Below are 19,895 nucleotides of genomic sequence, written 5' to 3' on the forward strand. Positions count from 1 at the left end.
AAATTCTTTATTGCCACCTGTAAGGTTTACTAAATTGGCATAATTAGACCACCTTTGCCATATACCATCTGTATTACCAGAAGCAGAACCAATATATAGCTGACCATTACTTAAGTCAGTAATAACATAGACTCCTTTCACATAACTTAAAGCTTCTTTCCAACTTGGTTCATTATGTTGAATGATTTGTTGTAAATCTTTATGTTTTAAACATACATTTTGGTACCCGTTAAAGTGACCTAACTTTACATTTGGTGCTATTTCATAAACTTCAGGATTCAATTGATCCTGTATACTATTATATTTTCTATTATAAACATCTCTACCAATAGGTTTTTCAATTTTTATAATGAGGCGTTTAATGTACGCACTATAATCATCTAACAATGTTAAGTTATACCCTACTTTATTGAATACTTCAGGTTGCTTTGTCTCTATTTTATAAATGCCACCAAATATAAAATACTGTGGTCCATAAGGATAATATTGTTCGAATGCAATTAAATAGTCTGCATGATTAAGATTATTGTTCGGTTGCTTTGTCTTCCATGCATTCATTTTTATCCATTCTTCATTATCTTCCAATAAAAAGTCCCATGCGCGTTTATTAATATCTGACGCATTCATATTAAATTTAATCTTTGTTCTGTTATCATCTGAAACTTTTATAAAATCTGTTAATTTTATCATTCATATCACCTATTCTATTTCTTTTAACACATAAAAAAAGCAAAGCTCGTATTTGCCTTGCTTCAAGTATGGACAATTCAACTCAAGTGAATGCTGTTATACTTTTTAGTTTCTTACTTCACATCAACAACTTTAAATTCTTGGCATACTAAATCCATATCAATTGAAAATTCTATATTATATGAACTTAGTTCTTTACGGAAAAATCTTTCATGCTCATTATACCAGTACTCATAGCTCAAATCACCTTCACCTTCTAAAGCAGCAAATGCTTCCGTAACTTCATTCATCGGTGTGATACTAACTTTTGTGAATTGTATAATACATAATGGTTCACTTTTACCATTTAAAATAATCCCATACTGTCCTACTGCTGGTAAATCTTCTCCATCTATATCATGTAAACATTTTGCTGAACAAGTTGCTCTTTTCACACCTTGAACAACCAATTCTCCTAAGTCATTGCCCATTGCTTCTGAGCCATCTCCAAACATCCATGCTTCAGGCTGACTTTGCGATAACTTATGCTTCTTTTGAAATTGTTCCCAATACGTTTTTACACTTTCCATTATTATCCCCTTTCTATTTGAAACCTAGACAAAAATGATATTTCAAAAAATCAAATTCCTTTAACTTTCACGTATACATATTGATATATCTTTTCTAAAGCATACTTAATATTCTCTCTACTTTCAAATGTATATGAGAAGTAAAAAATACGGTTATAAACTGATGTCTATAACCGTACTTTTATTTTTATCATTTTGTATCCATTATCTTCCTTCTTTGCGTTCTCTTTCTTTTAGTACATAGCTTAGTAAGTCTAACATAAGACGTGCGGCAGTCTGACCTGTCATGCCCGTTGGATCATACATCGGCGCCACTTCAACTAAATCAAAGCCCACGACTTCATTATGTTTTGCTACGGCTTTTAATAATTCATTTACTTCATCATACAGTAAGCCACCTGGAGATGGTGTTCCTGTCCCTGGAGCAATCGAAGGATCTATGCCATCGATATCAATCGTGATATAGAGTTTTTCACCTTCTGGGATACGTGCAGCTAACCCTTCTGCGCCTTGTTCACGCATTTGTTTGGGTGACAATATAGTTGCACCATAATCACGTGCAGCATCAACATCTTCTTTTAAACTACTGCTGATGCCACGGATACCGTATTGATAGATATTTTTCACGTGATCCATTTCAGATAATCGTCTAATACAACTACCATGACCATATCGTTGTCCTGAACGATGATCCGCCCAATCTAAATGGGCATCAATTTGTAATACATGGAATGGTCCTAACTCTTCAAGACCTTTACCAGTAGCTGCTGTAATGGAATGGTCTCCACCGATAATGACTGGCATCACACCTTTATTCACAATGCGTCGTAATGTTGCTTCAGTATTATCATGACTTTGCATAAGGTCCCCATGGACGATATCGACGTCGCCTACATCAAAGACTTTCCACTTAGGCCCTAAATAAGTGATGTCATTTTCAATATCATACGCACCATCCAAGCCAAAGCTATATAATGTAGAACCTTCTCTGACACCTCTAGGACCCATGCGTGCACCTGATTTCCATTGTGTTCCCATATCATTTGGTACACCAATCACTGCTACATCTGCATTGAGTTCCTTCAATTTATCAATATCGTCACATACGGGGTATTTACCAAACGTACAAATTCCGGTAAATGGTAAATTTAATGTTTGTTTTTCTTCTGGATTCATCATAATAAAATACCTCCATTTATTTAAAAGTTTAGATACAATTAGGCTTCAAAGACTTTTCATACATGGTTGCAATTAAAATAGCGATTGAAATGATGCCAAAAGCTAATGGGGTTAACATACCTAAGGCGCCTGCTAAATGTTCATTGTGAAACAATTCCACAAATGAACTATATACCGCAGTAGAAATCGCAATACCAAAGGAATAACCTAAAGAACTTGCCATCTTATAAATACCTGAACCGATACCTACTTTATCGTCATTCACATGAACTAATAGTGTATCGAGTGAAGGCGTTGCGTATAAACCAATACCAATACCAGCAATTAAAAATCCGATAAACACTACAATGATGTATGGTAAATTAGGTAAAAATGTAAAAGCCCCAAAACTCATACCAACGCTGGCAATAATAATTGAAATAAACATTGGTTTGTATGGTCCAATCTTTTGTAACAAGCGCTCACCTACACGAATCATTAATAACAAGGCTACAATATTACCTAATGTTAATAACCCTGTTTCAAATGCTGTAAAGCCTCTCCCAACTTGAATATAAGTATTCGCTACAACGATTGTACCTGCGATACCATTTTGTAAAAAATTCGTTAGTACCGCACCGGTAAATGGTTTGGACTGAAATAATTCAAAATCTATAAACTGATGTTTTCTCGTTCTTTCAAAAAAGATAAATGCAAACGTTAATACGATAGACGCTATAAACAAAGCAACTATAGGGAAGCTTAACCATCCTAAGTCTTGCCCTTGGGTAACAATAATATTAATCACTAATAGTGTTACAACGAAAATTGAAAAACCAATGATATCAAATTTCTCTTTATTCACTTTAGCTACTTTTGTTTCTTCAATATTTTTCAGTAAAAACATTGCAATAACTGCAATCACAATCGACAGTACAAATATCATTCGCCAGTCAAAGTAAGTAGCGATTAAACCACCAACAAATGTCGTTATACCACCACCACCCCAAGAACCAAAGGACCAATAACTCAAAGCCCGTTGACGTTCACTTTCTTGAAAGGTAGTTTTTATTAACGCTAATGTAGCGGGCATAACAAGCGCCGCTGATAACCCTTGAAGTACTCTGGCAACAATGAGTAACACAGGTTCTGTTGCTACAATGATAAGTAATGAGCCAACAATACTTATAACTAAGCCAACATAGGTCATTTTCTTTCTCCCAAGCCTATCAGCAATACCGCCACCAACGACAATAAATAAGCCACAAAACAGCGAAGTTAAACTTGTGGAAATATTTAAGATACCTGATGACACTTTAAGATCTTTTTGCATTGTCGGTATGATATTAATCATTGATTGTGCAAATAGCCAAAACGTTAATATTGCTAAAACCATGCCTAAAATATACAAATCTATTTGTCTTTTAGCTTTCATGGCAATCCCCCTTTGATTTGAAGGTTCCTTCAAATTAATTGAAGTTTAGCACCATGATTATCATTCGGCAAATAGATTTCTGAATAGTCTGATATTTATAACTTTTATAATTCACTAACAAAACAGGATAACATCAAGGTTTAGTTACATTATTTTGCGATAATATGTCAGCAGTTATAAAATTTATTTATATGCTTATAAAAGTACTTAACTTACAACAGAAAAAAGCATTAAGTAGCTCAAGGTTACTTAATGCTTGGACTTATTCTACGTCAAAATAAGTTTTACAAAATGCGATAAAATGCTTGATATCCGTATTCAGCGTTTCTTCTCTATAGAATAACCATGTGTTCCTCATAATATCCTCACCATTTTTAAATTTTAAATCTTTCATATAAAATTGGTCATCTTCTACAATGCAAGACTTAGGAACAATGGCATAGCCCATCCCTTTTTCAACAAATTTTTTACAGATTTCAATTTTATCAGTTTGGCAGATATTTCTTGGGTACGTATCGTAACGTTCATTCCACCAGTCGTTGCTTAATTTCGTAATAGAATTTTCTAATTCAATATAGGTATTAAAATTTTGATGTGATTTATAAACAATGCGGTATTCTTTTGGCAATTGCTTCAAATTGATTGGTTTATTACTAATTATGGTTAACGGATCTTGTTTCAACAACATTTTTTTGCCGTACCAATCGTAGTCTCCTGTTAAAATACCAACATCCAAATCATTGTTTTCCAACTGCTCTAAAATTTCTACACTCCAACCACTCGTCATAGCAATATAAATATCTGAATATGCTTCATAGTACTGTTTCATTAATTCTGGCATCGTATATATAGCAAAATTAGTATTCGCTCCTAATTTCATGTTCCCTTTGAGTCCTTCTCGCAGTTCGTTAATATGCGACTTTAAGTTTTGAATTTCAAATAGCACTTTGTTTGAAAATTGAACGAGATATTCACCCTCTGGCGTGAATTTAAATTGATTCCCTACTTTTTCTATAATTTTAATCCCAAAATCTTTCTCAATTTTCTTCAACCTATATGATAATAACGGTTGAGACATAAACAAACGTTTCGCAGCCTTAGTAAAACTTTGTTCCTGATTGAGCATCGCTAAAATTTTATAATCTTCTTCTTGCATCATAAATCCCCCTTATTTAAGCCACTCATATTCATTTTACACTAGAATATTTTATTGAAGAAGAATTTAAGAAAAAGTACCAACAGCAGTAGCAACGGATCTTTAATCTTTTTCATCTTAGGCGGTATGTGCTCAGTATTTGCATAAAATAAAACACTTCATTAAATTCATGTTATATGAATTCGACGAAGTGTTTTTTCTTTTTATAATAAAATGCTAGCTAATATAGGAGCAACAACTACAACAATAACACCTACAATGACTAGTGAAATAGATGCCATGGATGCTTCAGTTTCACCAAATTCCTGTGCAGATGAAACACCTAATGAATGACCACTCGTGCCAAGTGCCAAACCACGTGCAATCGGGTTGGTTATATTAAATAGTTTAATTAATTTAGAGCCTAAAGCATATATAATAACACCATTTAAAATAACTGCTAGTGATGTTAATTCTTTGATACCACCGATATCTGCTGATACGGGTAATGCAATGGCAGTTGTTGCACCTTGAGGTAACATAGACGCTACAACACCATTAGAAAATTGGAATGCTTCTGCGATAAGAGAAATACAAACAAGTGCAGCAGTTGTACCGAAAGTGATACCACCTATGATTTGTTTCCAATATTTTTTTAAGACCTCACGACGTTTATATAAAGGTATAGCAAAACATATTGTTGCTGGTTCTAAGAAGAAATTGATGATATCTCCACCAATTTTATAATTTGCATAGTCAATACCTGTTAATTTTAAAAATACGATGCCGACCACCATAGTGAAAAATAATGGTGTGAATAAGAAAAAGCCTTTTGTTTTTTTAAATAAATAAGTTGCAATGATAAATGGTATTAGAGATAGAAGCATACCAAAATAAGGTGTGTTGATCGCTAAATGTTCAATCATAATTTATCCTCCACCAATTTTTTATGTTTTGATTTTTTCGGAATAAAGGATTTTGTAATAATCATCTGAGATAAAAATCCTGTACATAACAACAAGAGTAATGTTGAAATGATGATTAACAATATAATTAGGATTGGGCTAGTGCTTAAAACTCCTAATGAATTAATGACTGAGACACCTGCGGGTACGAATAAGAAACCAATATTATTCGTTAAGGTTGTACCTACCTTTTCAACCTCACCAAGTTTAACAATACCAGTACATAAAGCAATAAATAATAGGACGAGTCCAATCACTGAAGCCGGCATTGGTACCGGCATAAAACTTTCGATAATATTTGAAATAAACATAATAATAGCTATAACAAGTGCTTGATGGAAAAAGTTATATGTTTTAGAACTTTTATTTTCTGTGTTCTGTTGTTTATTTTCTACTTCCATTTTAAATTGCCTCCCAAATTGATCTTGAGTCAATTATAAAATGAAAGCGATTACTATAGTGTGGTTTTAATGTGACTTACGACACGTAGGAGCTGAAATGCATTAATTGAAATGTGACTATCAAGATAAGCCCATCATCTGTTTAAAGGCCTTCATATACGAACGGCTAACTTGGAATTTTAATTGGTTTGTCATTGTAAGTTGATATGTGTAATTGAACCAATGCTCAATCGTTTGTATATGCGCTTTATTAATTAGTGTCGAGCGATGAATGCGCATGAATTTTTGCGTTACAATTTTCTTTTCGTAATGGCTCAAAGGTTCTGACGTTTCAAAATCTCCAAGTGTTGTATTTATGGTTGTAATACCGTTATTAACTGAAATTGCGATAATATCATTTAAATTAATAATATGAATGCGTTCATCTACCTCTATAGGTAATACTTTACTGGGCTTTGCATCTTCTTGACTATTTTCATTACTTGTTGAAGGTGTTAAATCAAGATTATTCTGTTGTTCACTCGTTTGTCCAATGGCAAGTTCGACTTTGTGAATTGCTTGGGCAATACGTTGTTGTTCAAATGGCTTAAGAATATAATCAATGGCATCTAATTCAAAAGCCTTAACAGCAAATGTATCATGTGCTGTAGCAAAGACGATAAATGGAGCATGTTTCATTTTCTTTATTTTGTTCGCAAGGTCAAGGCCACTTTCATCCATTAAATTAATATCAAGAAAAATAACATCATAATCATCGTAAAGTAATAATTCTAACGTCTCAGAAACATTTTCAGCTTCATCAATTTTTTCAAAATGACGAATTTGATTTAGCAAATAAGATAGTTCATTCCGTGCTAAGGGTTCATCATCTACAATAATGGATTTCAAAATTATTCCTCCTCTATATTATGGTACGGGATTGTGGAACTCACAGTTGTACCGTGTTGATTAGATAGAATGTGAAGACTTGCATCATGACCAAACAGCCCTTCTAACCTGTGATTTAAGTTTTCTAGCGCACTTCCAGTACCAGATTCTGAATAAACACTGGTTTTGCCAATTTTATTAAGTTTTTCAGTAGGAATACCGTAGCCATTGTCAGTTACAGAAATCACAAGGCCAGTTTGAAATTTGTGTGCTTTGACAATAATTTCATTATTATTTTTTCTGTTTTTAAAAGCATGTTTGATAGCATTTTCAACAAGTATTTGTATCGCAAAGGGTGGAACCAGTGCACCATAACAACTTTCATCAATATCAAAAGATACATTAAATCGGTCTGGGTATCGTGCTTGCTCTAAAGATAAATAAGATTCAACTTGTTGCAATTCATTTTCTAAAGAAATGGTGTTGTTGCGCGCGCCTTGTAAATTTGATCGGAAAAATTGACTAAGTTGTAAGAGTAACTCACGTGCTTTTTCACTATCAATGCGTACTAACGCTGAAATAGTATTAATTGCGTTAAAGAAAAAATGCGGATTCACTTGTGCTTGTAATGATTTAATTTCAGCATCACGTATTAGTGCGCTTTGCGCTTCTGCTTGACCTAATTCAAGTTGGCTTGAAAAGATTTCTGCAAGTCCTGTTGCTAACTGTTTATCAGAAACGTTCACATCATATTTGTTAGTAAAATATAATTTCAATGTACCCACAACATCATTTTTCACTCGTAAAGGTACAACAATAGCTGCTTCTAAAGGACACCCTGGGTGATTACAACCTATGTCTTCACTCGAATATGCTTCTTTTAAAGTACCAGATTGAATAGCACGTTTAGATAAATTAGTAATAATGGCTTTTTGTGCAACATGATGGTCACTTGCTACACCAACATGGGTCAAAATATCTTTACGATTAGTAATAGCAACTGCAGATACACGCATTAAATCAAGGATAATCTCAGCAGCTTTTTTCGCTGATTGCTCATTCAAACCAGAACGGAAATAAGGTAATGTTTGATTAGCAAGTTGTAAGACATCGTGTGTTTGTATCGCTCGAGTTTTTTCTTCTTGTTTAATGGTAGATAAAATAATAGATAAGAATATGGCAGTACCGATAGAATTTATAGAGATCATTGGAATTGCTATGAGTTTAACTAATATCCAAGCATGATCAGTGTTATTGGAAAAAGTGAGAATACACAGCATTTGAATAATTTCTGTAGTGCCTCCAATTAAAGCACCTTTGACAATGGTAGGATAACGTTTAGCTCGCATGGCCTTATAACCAAAGTAACCAGAAACGATTGCTATGACAATAGAAGAAATCAAATAGATATATGCATCTGCACCACCAATGTAAACACGATATATACCTGAAATTAAAGCAACTGCTAAAGCTACAAACGGTCCACCGATAAGCCCAGATACACCTATAGTCAAGACACGTGTATTGGCTAAAGAGGCCTCGGGATCAAGATGGTTATAAATTGTGCCATTAATAATTTCATCACCACGTATTTGTATACCTGTGAAGTTTGAAATCATGGAAAAGCAACCAAAAATAATAATTAATTGCCATTGTGAACGTCGCTTTTCACGCTCGTTCATCATTGTTTTAAAATGATTGATGTTCATTAAAATATAGGCAATCAAAATGATTAAACCTACACGTTCAAGTAGAAGTATAAATAAATTTAACATAACGTATCCTTATAATTTTTATTAGCTAGAGCTATATATCAATAACTAAAATATATTGTGTAAATTCATTCTTAGACATATAAAAGCACAAATCATATTTATCATAATATCAAGAATTACCACATATAATTGTATCGAACATTGACTTATCCGAAAAGAAATATATGATGATGCCAGTATCACAACTTTACTAAATTAGGGTTTCAACTATGGATATATATAATTGTCATTATTAAAAGTTAACTCACAACATCATTGTATAGTCCTTCTACCATATTTGTTATTTTTTCACATAAATCATTAAAAAAATAAAGACCATATAAAATAGTCTTTATTTTGCAATACAATATTATTTTTCATCGTCCATTGAATTATGCAATACATTTAATACTAGGCCACTCACTGGTACGAATGTTTTACGTTTTGTAGATTCTGTAATCACTGAAGTTAAATCTTTATAAATTGCATCTAATGTTCCGTTATTTTTATATTCAATGACTATGCCATTCCATAAAATACTCATATTCTTGAGTTTCTGCTTCAAATTCCTTAGATCTTATTTCAAAATGGTGTTTGGTATAAAAACGCATAGCTCCTTGATTTTTCTCATATACATGTAGGTTAAGTGCATTATAATCTTTTTTTAATCTTTCCAGAATTAACCTTCCTATACCTTTATTGCGGTAATTTTCTATAATAAAAATACCTGCAATGTATTGTTCATATAAGCCAGCAAATCCGACAATTTGGTTATCAGCATAGTACACATAAATTGTTGAATCTGGGAACATTGTTTTTACTTTAGTAAAGTTATCAACCCAATAGTCACGTTTTATAAAGTCATGCGCATCTAAATTGGAGTTCAACCATATATATGAAATCTTTTCTATTAACTCAGAATCCATATTTTCTAATTTTTTAATCATAACATCACCCCTAACACAATATAATTAAATTTCATCTATGATAGCAGACTTAATCCATTTATTAAATGCTAACTTTATAATAATTCCGAATTACTATGATTTATTTTGTATATCATGGTTTTTAATCCCTTAATATGACGCTGTTAATTTAAAAATGAGCTGATACTCATTATAAGTATCAGCTCAGGTAATGGGATATTCTACTACTTTAATATTGTTATACGAAGATCATGATTTTCTTTCTCTGAACATTAAAGTTAATGTTTTTACTTATTGTTATTGTTCTTCTCCAACTACTGTAAAACGTTCGTTTTTATGTTGTGCATTTTCAACTTCGTCTATAATTGCAATTGCAAAGTCAGCATAACTAATATAACTATTACCCTTTGAGTTAACTAATAGATTATCTTTACCTGCTTGATAACTACCTGTTCTGGCACCTTCTGCATTAAAGTCAGCAGATGGGCTCACGAATGTCCAAGTTATATCTTGTGCCGCTTCTAAATCTTGTAAATTTCTGCCTTGGCCTGTTGCTGTTGGTACAAATATTTCAGGAAATTCTGGTGTCTCAATCAATTTAGTTGTTTGTGCTTCATCTACATATAAGCTACCAGCGCCACCTACGATAATTGCTCTTGTATTTGTGCCTTGTAATGCTTCAATTAATGCACGACCTGCTGTTACATGTGCTTCTTCTTCACCAAGTGGTGCACCAAAAGCATTTACTACTACATCTAAATCTTTTAAGTCTTCTGAAGTAATATCATATATTTCTTTTTCTATGACGTTTACATTTTTATTTGATACTTTTGCAGCATTTCTAACAATTGCCGTTACATCATGACCTCTGCCAATCGCTTCTTCTAATACAAGACTACCTACTTTACCAGTTGCTCCAATAATTCCAATTTTCATAATAAATTCCTCCTAATTTTGTAATTATAAAATATTTAAAACAAATCCAAATTTGATTTAAATAATGATTCTCACTGTTTAGCTCACACTCTAACAAGAAGTGGCATCAAGACCACATTGCAAACCTTCAGTAATATTGTCTTGAACTAAGGTGGTTACGGCATTTTTCATAAAATTTATCGAATACATTTAGTTGTAATTGTAATGGTTACAGTTACATGTTGGTTATACGGATAAAATTATCCGTTATTCACTAGAATTTTATTAACAATATTGTCTAGTGTTACACTTTTTAATACAGCTTCCATTGCATCCTGAGCATTTTCTAAAATAACTTCCAACACAATTTGAATATTTGCACCAACCGTACAATTGATATTAGTATCTTCATGTATTTGGAATAGATGTCCTTGTTCAACAACTTCCACAGCTTTATAAACATCAAACAATGTAATCTCATCTAGTGATTTCAATAACCTAACGCCTGAATTACCACGTGACACTTCAATAAAACCAGCATCTTTAAGTTTCCCCATCAATCTTCGAATAACTACAGGATTCGTATTAACACTTTCTGCGATTTGACTTGATGTTAAAGTATATTCTTTTTCTATCTTTAATAAAGCTAATATATGAACAGCTACAGTAAAACGGCTGCTTATTTTCATTATTAACCTCCTCATGTAACCATTATAGTTACAACTTTAGTTACAGTCAATAGAATTGTATTGAGTATTTTAAGTTACATATGATATGCTCCTCCCTATCAGTGATTTTACTAAACCTTTTATATTGCTTAAAAAAATAGGCAAGTTAGTATTTAAATAACTTTAACTCACCTACATATTCGTAAGGATATTCATTTGATTCAAAATTTGTATTATTTTAATTCTAAACTAATATTAAATGATAGCTTTCTATTTACAATGGATTTATCAGCGCCTTGTCTAGTTCCTCTATTTTTATGAGAGGCTTTATATTCCTGAGACGCTTGCCAATGCTTGTAAGCTGCTTCGTCATGCCAAAACGTAATAATAACATAATGTTCATGTGTACGATGTGGCTTTAAAAACAATAGATTTTCAAACCCTTTAGTATTCCTTAAGTGCTTATCTCTATTTAAGAAAATACGTTCAAAGTCTTCTTCTAGACCAGGATTAACATATAGATGATTTAAAACTGCATAACCATATTGAGGCAAATCATTAATTTGTTCTAATATAGTATATTTATATGCGACATTAAATCTATTAATAGTTACCTCATTATTATTTACGTCTAAATAAATACGATGCATTTCATTGTTCAACAAATGAATCACTCCTTTTTAATGACTGACATGTCACAATTGCTTAAATTTATCCATAACATAAGCTCTACTATCTTTATGATTCACAATAGCCTCTGGATAATCTTTTCCAATTTCAATATGATAAAGTTCTTGTAACTTACTCTTATATTTAGTTGGATCATGAATATACTTACTAATCACATCATTAAATATTTCTAGTTGTGTTTTAATAAAATAACCTTGCGCATCGAAACGCTCACTTTGACGTATAGGATTAAACATTCTGAAATAAGGCACTGCGTCCGTCCCCGTTGATGCTGACCATTGCCAACCATGTACATTAGATGCATTATCATAATCTATCAAATACTGTCTAAAGTAGTCCTCACCCCAAGTCCAATCAATAAATAAATTTTTCGTTAAAAATTGAGATACGACCATTCTCAAACGATTATGCATATATCCTGTACGATTTAGTTTCTTCATTGCGGCATCAACGATTGGAAAGCCAGTTTGGCCTTTTCTCCATACTTCAAAATGCGCTTTATTATAAGACCATTCCATACTTCGACACTTTTCAGAAAAGGATTTAGTTGCAGTTTCTGGATATTGTGTCATTAATACATAATAAAATTCACGGAATATAACTTCTCTTATAAAAGCTTCATAATTTGTTTCATCACTATCGTAACCTTCAAGTAAATCATTTATAATTTCACGAATATCGAGTAGTCCATAGGCTAAAGATCTACCTAATCCACTTACAAAATCTTGGGTTACATCGTCAGTCAATTTATCATAACGAACTATGTCACCATTTAAAAAATCATCCCAAGCTTTACGTGCTAACTTTTCTGCATCTTTACTGTTTGTGAATTTTAGATCACTTTGATTTAAACCCTTTTCCGCAATTTGAGCCAACTGCTTAACTTGATAACTTTTCTTAGGGGTACGTACTAAATCTTGACGATTTGCTTTATAAAAACTGGTAAACACTTTATAAGGCTGTTGTTGTTTATTAAAAGTCTTTGTTGGTTCAAAATAATGATTCACACGTTGTCCAATTACTGTAACTCGATGGTTTTCAAAAGCTTGTTTTACATGAGGATAGTCATATATTTCCTTGTGATAACTCATAATATCTTTTGCTACTAATACATGAGATAACGCCAATGTATCAGCTAAGTCACCTAACTTGTCATACGTGACAATATAAGGTTGTATGTCATACTTATCTAACGCATTTACAAACCCTTTTACAACTTTATGATAATAATCACGTTTGACTTCTGATGCGTCAGTTAAATCTTCTAAAGGTAAAATAAAATACAATTTATTTATTTCATTTTGGTGCTTCACTATATAATGAAACAGTGGATTATCTTTCGTTCTAAAAACTCTGTTAAGTATGACTCCTAAATGCATTTTATTGCCTCCCAGATTATTTTTACATAATAACTTTATCGAAATAGCTGAATTTGTATATTAAAGACTCTCACTATTATAATCGTCCTTTAACTTAGAATGATATTTTTCAATCATATACCCATTATAACTTGTGTATAATTCACTAAAAAAACAAAACCAATGTTAACACTGTACATATTATAGGCAACTTCAGGGTATATTATTATCAGAGGTGATTAAATTATGAATAACGAACAATTACAAAATGAAATTGAAAATATATTAAATACATCAAAAATAGGTGTCCTATCTACTGCACATAACAATACACCTAATAGTAGATACATGGTATTTTATAATGATGGACACACACTTTATACTAAGACAAGCATTGAGTCTAAAAAAATTGCTGAATTTAAAGATAATCCCAAAGCTCACGTACTTATAGGTTACGATGAAACGAATAATCGTAGTTTTCTAGAAATTGATGCTAATGCTGAAATACTGAAAGATCAAGAGACTATTGATTGGATTTGGAACAAACAAGATAAGTCCTTTTTTGACTCTAAGGATGATCCAAACTTGTGTGTGATTAAAATAACTCCTAAATCCATAAAGATTATGAACGATAAAAAATTAGACACACCTCAAACCATCACGTTTGATTAGTTAAAAAGGCGAGCCTGGGACATAAATAGATGTCTCAGGCTCGTTTTCAATTTGGCAGTAGGTGACTGAATTGAAAATGCGATTATATCAAGCTTTTTTCAATCCTAGTCACCCTTGCCGGGGTGGGACTACGAAATTTATATTAGAAAATTTGATTTCTGTCCCACTCCCGTTTTTTATATACCATCATTAATATCTGCTAACATAGCATCAACTGTAATTTTAGCGCTCGTCAATACAATTGGTACGCCTGCCCCTGGATGAACACTAGCTCCAGCAAAATACAAATTTTTGTAATCTCTGCTCACATTAGGTGGTCTGTAATAGTTACTTTGCGCTAAAGTAGGCATTAAACCAAAGGCTGCTCCAAATTTAGCATTATAATCTCCTTCAAAATCCTTAGGCGTATAAATAATTTCTGTCACAACTTGCTTTTTCAAATCTTTTAACGCTTTAATCGTAGAAAGCTTATTGTAAATAATATCTTTCACTTGTGTGATTGTTGACTCATCAGACCAATCCGTATCACCTGTTTTCAATTCTGAAACGGGCATCAGCACATAAATACCTGTTTGACCTTCTGGCGCTAACGACTGATCTTCCACACTAGGAGCGTATACATATATTGATGGATCTTGGGATATTTCCCCGGAAAATATTTCATTGATATTACTATCAAAATCCTTTGAAAATATAACATTATGTAACAAAATTTCTTCGGATAAATCTTTATCAACCCCTATATACATTAAAAAGGCAGAACAAGAATAGTCCATATTATCAATTTTCTGTGTCGTATACTTCTTAGGATGATGTTCATTTTTAATTAAAGATGAAGTAGCATATGGAAAATCAGCAGTACAAATCATTTTGTCATACTTTTCTATATGTCCGTTTACTTTTAGTCCCTCCGCACGCTTATACCTACTATCAATGATAATTTCTTCAACGTTTGCGTTGGTATAAATTTGAGTACCTAATTCTTCATTTAGCGTTTGAAGCGCTCTGACAAAGCTATACATACCACCTTTTATAAAGTGAACGCCAAACATTAACTCTATCATGGGTATAATTGAATACAATGACGGGCTTCGTTTAGGGTCGATACCTATATATAATGTTTGAAACGCTAAAATCTTTTGGATTTTTTCATTATCAACATATTTTTCAATTAAATTATCTGCTTTATCAAATGTTTTGAGTTTCATACCTTGATATATAGTAAAAGGATTATAAAAATCCGTAGGTTTCCTAAACGTACGTTCTAGAAAATATTTTCGTGCTATTTCGTATCTTTCGTATATATCTGTTAAAAAGGACATAAAACCATGCGTAGAGTTAGGTTCAATACTTTCAAGCATATCTCTTAATTGAGCAAGATCTGTAGGAACGCGAATTTGATCTGTTTCACTAAAATAAACATCATATATATGTGATAATTGTTTAATTTCCAAGTAATCATTCATATTTTTTTGAGCGTAATTAAAAACGTCTCGATAAATCTCAGGCATCATTACGATGGTTGGTCCCATATCAAATGTAAATCCATCTTGCTTGATCTGATTCATCCTGCCACCTATTTGTTGGTTCTTTTCATATAAATCTACTTGGTGACCGTTTGCTGCTAATCTTGAAGCTGCAGCTAAACCTGAAACCCCGCCGCCTATAACTGCAATCTTCATAATGTTTCACTCCTATTATATTTCGCACTAAGTTCACGATAAATTTTCATTTTTTTCAATTTGCTTACATATACTTTCTTATGCAACGTATAGTTTGCCTTCCTTACTTCCACAAGTATTTCATGATAAGCTATCGCAGCTAATTCGATAATGTAACGTACCTCTTCGTCAAAATAATTAATACTGTTTAATGCAATATCATATAACCTAACTGCCTCTGTAGCGTAACTTTCCCACAGTTCTATATAATTTGGCGTAACTCCTTCATAATATATAGAATGTAGATTAACTCGATATTGAGCTAATTTTTCTACACTTAGATAAATTCTTCCATTTTGAAAATCTTCGCCGACATCTCTTAAAATATTAGTTATTTGCATTGCCTTGCCTAAAGCAATCGCAGCTTCTTCAGCTTGCTCGAAATTATTTTCATTTGATGAAGTTAATATAGGAGTTAACAATTCACCGACAGTACCTGCCACACCATAGCAATACTCATATAAATCTGAATCAGTTTTCATTTCTTTTAAAACTAAATCTTCTTTCACATATTGAATTAAAGATTCAAAAGGTTTTTTAGGTATTGAATATGTATTCAATGTATTACTTAAAGCATTCATAATAGCTGCATCACTTTGATACGCTTGAATATAATCACAATCGCTATAAATCACATCTAAATCTCTAGCTATGCCGTTTAATTGCTCAAGGTCTTTGTATTTATCAATACTGTCATCTATAATTCTGCAAACTGCATAAATAGCCCAAATTGCTTTTTTCCTTTTTAAATCCAAAAAATCAAAGGCATATGAGAATGTTTTCGAATGTGTTTTCATTATATTATGACAGTGGTTATAATCTCTCTCTAGTTGATTCATTTATTGGCCTCCTCAGTACGCCTAAAACTACTTAGCACTTATATAAAAACTAAAGTTATAAATCTATTCTACGGCCTTTCCAAAGTGTACGTTTGAACACATTTACATCTAACCATGATTTAAAAAATATTGCGACAAAGCATGTAAAAAGCAATGGATGACATAAACTCGCAATGAGATTAAAACTTCCTGTTCTTCGAATAAATATATGAAACTGTAGCGCATATATAAAATATAAAGTAATAGCTAATAATATATATAATAAACCTAAATTAATTGACAAAAGCACTGCTAAAATTGCTCCAGGTGAACCAAATAACCATAAAAATACAAACATAAGTGTGGATTTTTTAGTTATTTGAGAGCCAAGTGCAAAGTGTTTACTCCAACCCTCTACTAGCGCTTTATATCCTTGAGGATACATTCTAAAATTGACCACATCTTGGCCCTCGTACAAATTAACTGGCAAATCATATTTATGATATGCCTTACTTATTGCAAAGCCTTCAATGATTTGATTTTTAGCTTTCAAATGTCCTTGTGTCAATTTATAATCTTGCTTATTTGTCACAAGGACTGGTCCAAACGCGCCTTGCTCATTATTTACTGATTTCGTGATTGAAAATTGATTCATACCTACGATTGTCATTAAATTAAAAATCGCCGATATATTTTCATATAGCTTTTTTATCTTGTGATAAGGTTGTATTGATAACAAACCTTTACCACCTTGTAAATCATATTGATTGGCTATATTTTGAATACTATCATCACAAGCAAACTGAACATCAGCATCAACAAACATCAATAAATCATGCGTTGCATATTTGCTACCTTGCCAACAAGCATGTGACTTACCTTGCCATGTAGTATCATTTTCAACAGTATATACGCTCGCACCATAATATCTAGCAACAACTTGTGTCTCATCAGTTGAACCATCATCCATAACAATTACTTCTATTTCTTGCTCTTTACTTATACTGTTAAGTAATTTAGGTAAGTTCTCCGCTTCATTTCTAGCAGGTACAATAACACTGACGGCTGTCTGACCTCTTTCTTTTCCGAAGTTATTTATAATCGCTCGACGCGCATACATACACATTCCACTTATTAGTGATAGTATCGTCAATACTATTGCTATTATATAAAGTATCATTCAGCCTCAACTACTTTCTCCATTAATAATAGCTTCTGCTACTTGCATACCACTCAAAGTGACCATAGGCATACCAGCGCCAGGATTTACAGAACCACCTACAAAGTACAAATTTTTGAAGTACTGACTTTTTTTAGGAAACTTGAAACCTTTATTTTTCTTCTTATTAGAAACTACGCCATATATAGCTCCTTTATTAGAATTGTATGTATTTTCAATGTCATGTGGCGTCCATATATCTTCATATACAATGTGCCTTCTCAAATCTTTTAAGCCCATAGACTCTAATTTATTCAATATACGTTCTCGGAATTGCAGATATTCTGCTTCACTAAATGACTTATTCTGAATGTATGGTATGTGTGGCAATATTTTTATATTCTCGTGTCCTTCTGGCGCCTGTGTCTTATCTGTTTTATTTGTATTCACTACATAAATAGTCGGATCTTCAGGCAAAACATACTGGTGAAAAACTTGATCATAATTAACTTTAGAATTACTTGAAAAGAAAAAGTTATGATGTTGAAGCTCTGGATAACTTTTGTCCACACCAAGATGCATGACATAACCTGAACTAGCTGGCTCAAATTTACGTTCCAATTTGTTTATTTGCTTTGCATCAAAATTCAATAAATATTTATAAACAGGGATTACTTCCATATTAGATATAATGTAATCTGCATATATTTCCTCATTACTTTCTATTGTTATCCCTGTCACCTTATTTTGACTATTATAATTGATATGTTTTACGGGGGTGTTAAAATGTATGCCCACACCTAATTTTCTCGCTAATTGTTCCATCGCTTCCGCTAACTTATGAATGCCACCATCTACGTACCACAAACCTTCCTCATGTTGCATTTGAGGTAATAAACTCAATACAGCCGGAGCATCATAAGATGAGGAGCCGACATATTTTATGAAATAACCTAGCATTTCTCTTAAATATGGGTTATCTACCCTTTTATTAATGGCTTGTTGCATTGTATGAAAATAATCGAATTGCTTTAAAGCTGAAAACGGACCATGATAACGAATAATTGCAAACATCGTATCTAATCCCTTATCAAAGTAGCTTTTTTCAGCAACTTGATGTATCTTTTGTGCGTAACTAAAAAACGAAGAAAGTTGCTCTATATCTTTATTTGTTAACGATTCATTATTTGTTAACGTATCTTCCATGGATTCATATAAATCTAAAATTTGGCCATCTGGATAAACGTTTCTAATCTGTAAACTTAACTTACGAATGCTAACATAATCTTCTAGCCTTTCATCACATCGTTGAAATAAGCGTTGAAATACTTTAGGCATGGTTAAAATTGATGGACCGAGATCAAATCCATAGTCATCTATGTCTAACCTATTTACCTTTCCACCGATATGCTTATTTTGTTCATATAAATCCACTTGATAGCCTGCTTGAGCCATACAAATTGCGCTAGCAATCCCTCCCAAGCCACCTCCTATGACAACCACTTTCTTATTTCCCATTTAATCACCTTTTCTTTTTTGTAATTTATTATAAATACGTATTAACTTAGGGCGATTATAGCGCTGAACAATCATACAAGGCACATTAGCTATAATGACATATATGAAATTAATTATTTTAACGTTTTTTGACGCTTTAAAAAACGCAATAACAGGAAATATGGATAGCAGATGAACCACCTCTGCACGTCTAGTTTCTAATATAAATCGCTGTATATCATTCATATTTTTAGATAAATCGAAAGTCGCTTTACTACTGATATTAGGGTTAAGATTTTGACCGTCTGGCAAATGATCTTTCCAATATTGCACTTTAACTAATTGTTGCCATAATTGACCCTCTTGTTCAATATTCCAACTTCGAAAATACTTATTATCTTTTTCTAAGAACTTATAACTAATACGAGTACCAAGTTGAGCAATAATCATTTGAACTATAAACCAATATAGCGCAATATATATAATCTTTTTCATCA

At 32.4% G+C, this 19,895-nt stretch carries 21 protein-coding genes; 1 reads left to right on the forward strand and 20 read right to left on the reverse strand.

The features are described 5' to 3' along the window. From CD036_RS07375 to CD036_RS07440, 15 genes are all read right to left on the reverse strand, one after another. Positions 1 to 690 (reverse strand): GIY-YIG nuclease family protein (locus CD036_RS07375; protein ID WP_258027391.1); only part of this gene is annotated, 690 nt, incomplete at its 3' end. Positions 691 to 803: 113 nt separating this feature from the next. Continuing rightward, positions 804 to 1,259, reverse strand: coding sequence for an ASCH domain-containing protein (locus CD036_RS07380; protein WP_103388331.1), 456 nt, complete (start codon positions 1,257 to 1,259; stop codon positions 804 to 806). A gap of 204 nt (positions 1,260 to 1,463) precedes the next feature. After that, complete coding sequence (gene speB, locus CD036_RS07385; protein WP_103388332.1) at positions 1,464 to 2,438, reverse strand: agmatinase; 975 nt, start codon at positions 2,436 to 2,438, stop codon at positions 1,464 to 1,466. A gap of 28 nt (positions 2,439 to 2,466) precedes the next feature. Beyond that, positions 2,467 to 3,858: an MFS transporter gene (locus tag CD036_RS07390; protein ID WP_371861087.1), complete on the reverse strand. Its 1,392-nt coding sequence runs from the start codon at positions 3,856 to 3,858 to the stop codon at positions 2,467 to 2,469. A gap of 256 nt (positions 3,859 to 4,114) precedes the next feature. Beyond that, complete coding sequence (locus CD036_RS07395) at positions 4,115 to 5,008, reverse strand: LysR family transcriptional regulator (protein ID WP_103388334.1); 894 nt, start codon at positions 5,006 to 5,008, stop codon at positions 4,115 to 4,117. 203 nt (positions 5,009 to 5,211) lie between these two features. After that, the gene (gene lrgB, locus CD036_RS07400) at positions 5,212 to 5,913 is read right to left on the reverse strand and encodes an antiholin-like protein LrgB (protein ID WP_103388335.1); all 702 of its coding nucleotides are present in this window, start codon (positions 5,911 to 5,913) and stop codon (positions 5,212 to 5,214) included. Then, the gene (lrgA, locus tag CD036_RS07405) at positions 5,910 to 6,353 is read right to left on the reverse strand and encodes an antiholin-like murein hydrolase modulator LrgA (RefSeq protein ID WP_103388336.1); all 444 of its coding nucleotides are present in this window, start codon (positions 6,351 to 6,353) and stop codon (positions 5,910 to 5,912) included. Before lrgA ends, lrgB begins: the two co-directional genes overlap by 4 nt. A gap of 120 nt (positions 6,354 to 6,473) precedes the next feature. After that, positions 6,474 to 7,241: a response regulator transcription factor LytR gene (locus CD036_RS07410; RefSeq protein ID WP_103388337.1), complete on the reverse strand. Its 768-nt coding sequence runs from the start codon at positions 7,239 to 7,241 to the stop codon at positions 6,474 to 6,476. Positions 7,242 to 7,243: 2 nt separating this feature from the next. After that, complete coding sequence (locus tag CD036_RS07415) at positions 7,244 to 8,995, reverse strand: sensor histidine kinase (protein WP_103388338.1); 1,752 nt, start codon at positions 8,993 to 8,995, stop codon at positions 7,244 to 7,246. A gap of 349 nt (positions 8,996 to 9,344) precedes the next feature. Next, positions 9,345 to 9,518 carry a hypothetical protein gene (locus CD036_RS13165; protein WP_021459566.1) on the reverse strand — a complete coding sequence of 58 codons (174 nt, stop codon included), beginning with the start codon at positions 9,516 to 9,518 and terminating at the stop codon, positions 9,345 to 9,347. Next, complete coding sequence (locus CD036_RS07420) at positions 9,487 to 9,921, reverse strand: GNAT family N-acetyltransferase (protein WP_103388339.1); 435 nt, start codon at positions 9,919 to 9,921, stop codon at positions 9,487 to 9,489. The genes CD036_RS13165 and CD036_RS07420 overlap by 32 nt, the downstream gene beginning before the upstream one ends. Before the next feature lie 276 nt (positions 9,922 to 10,197). Further along, positions 10,198 to 10,836, reverse strand: a complete 639-nt coding sequence (locus tag CD036_RS07425; protein ID WP_103388340.1) for an NAD(P)-dependent oxidoreductase — start codon at positions 10,834 to 10,836, stop codon at positions 10,198 to 10,200. Positions 10,837 to 11,075: 239 nt separating this feature from the next. Continuing rightward, a complete protein-coding gene (locus tag CD036_RS07430) occupies positions 11,076 to 11,504 on the reverse strand; it encodes an Rrf2 family transcriptional regulator (protein WP_103388341.1) in 429 nt (142 codons plus the stop codon). Positions 11,505 to 11,716: 212 nt separating this feature from the next. Continuing rightward, the gene (locus CD036_RS07435) at positions 11,717 to 12,148 is read right to left on the reverse strand and encodes an antibiotic biosynthesis monooxygenase family protein (RefSeq protein ID WP_103388342.1); all 432 of its coding nucleotides are present in this window, start codon (positions 12,146 to 12,148) and stop codon (positions 11,717 to 11,719) included. Between the two features lie 30 nt (positions 12,149 to 12,178). After that, positions 12,179 to 13,552, reverse strand: coding sequence for a cryptochrome/photolyase family protein (locus CD036_RS07440; RefSeq protein ID WP_103388343.1), 1,374 nt, complete (start codon positions 13,550 to 13,552; stop codon positions 12,179 to 12,181). 225 nt (positions 13,553 to 13,777) lie between these two features. Here CD036_RS07440 and CD036_RS07445 point away from each other — a divergent pair, with 225 nt between their 5' ends. Continuing rightward, complete coding sequence (locus tag CD036_RS07445; RefSeq protein WP_103388344.1) at positions 13,778 to 14,203, forward strand: pyridoxamine 5'-phosphate oxidase family protein; 426 nt, start codon at positions 13,778 to 13,780, stop codon at positions 14,201 to 14,203. Between the two features lie 176 nt (positions 14,204 to 14,379). Here CD036_RS07445 and CD036_RS07450 read toward each other — a convergent pair whose 3' ends face one another. Genes CD036_RS07450 through CD036_RS07470 form a run of 5 tightly spaced genes read right to left on the reverse strand, consistent with a single transcriptional unit; the run spans position 14,380 to position 19,893 of the window. Continuing rightward, on the reverse strand, positions 14,380 to 15,885 hold the full coding sequence (locus CD036_RS07450; protein ID WP_103388345.1) for a phytoene desaturase family protein: 1,506 nt from the start codon (positions 15,883 to 15,885) through the stop codon (positions 14,380 to 14,382). After that, positions 15,882 to 16,763, reverse strand: a complete 882-nt coding sequence (locus CD036_RS07455) for a phytoene/squalene synthase family protein (protein WP_103388346.1) — start codon at positions 16,761 to 16,763, stop codon at positions 15,882 to 15,884. The genes CD036_RS07450 and CD036_RS07455 overlap by 4 nt, the downstream gene beginning before the upstream one ends. Positions 16,764 to 16,818: 55 nt before the next feature. After that, positions 16,819 to 17,922: a glycosyltransferase family 2 protein gene (locus CD036_RS07460; protein WP_172606407.1), complete on the reverse strand. Its 1,104-nt coding sequence runs from the start codon at positions 17,920 to 17,922 to the stop codon at positions 16,819 to 16,821. A gap of 6 nt (positions 17,923 to 17,928) precedes the next feature. After that, on the reverse strand, positions 17,929 to 19,419 hold the full coding sequence (locus CD036_RS07465; RefSeq protein ID WP_103388348.1) for a phytoene desaturase family protein: 1,491 nt from the start codon (positions 19,417 to 19,419) through the stop codon (positions 17,929 to 17,931). Further along, positions 19,420 to 19,893, reverse strand: coding sequence for a glycosyl-4,4'-diaponeurosporenoate acyltransferase CrtO family protein (locus CD036_RS07470; protein ID WP_103388349.1), 474 nt, complete (start codon positions 19,891 to 19,893; stop codon positions 19,420 to 19,422). Positions 19,894 to 19,895: the final 2 nt, after the last annotated feature.

The sequence above is a fragment of the Staphylococcus arlettae genome (assembly GCF_002902345.1).
Taxonomy (GTDB): Bacteria; Bacillota; Bacilli; order Staphylococcales; family Staphylococcaceae; genus Staphylococcus; species Staphylococcus arlettae.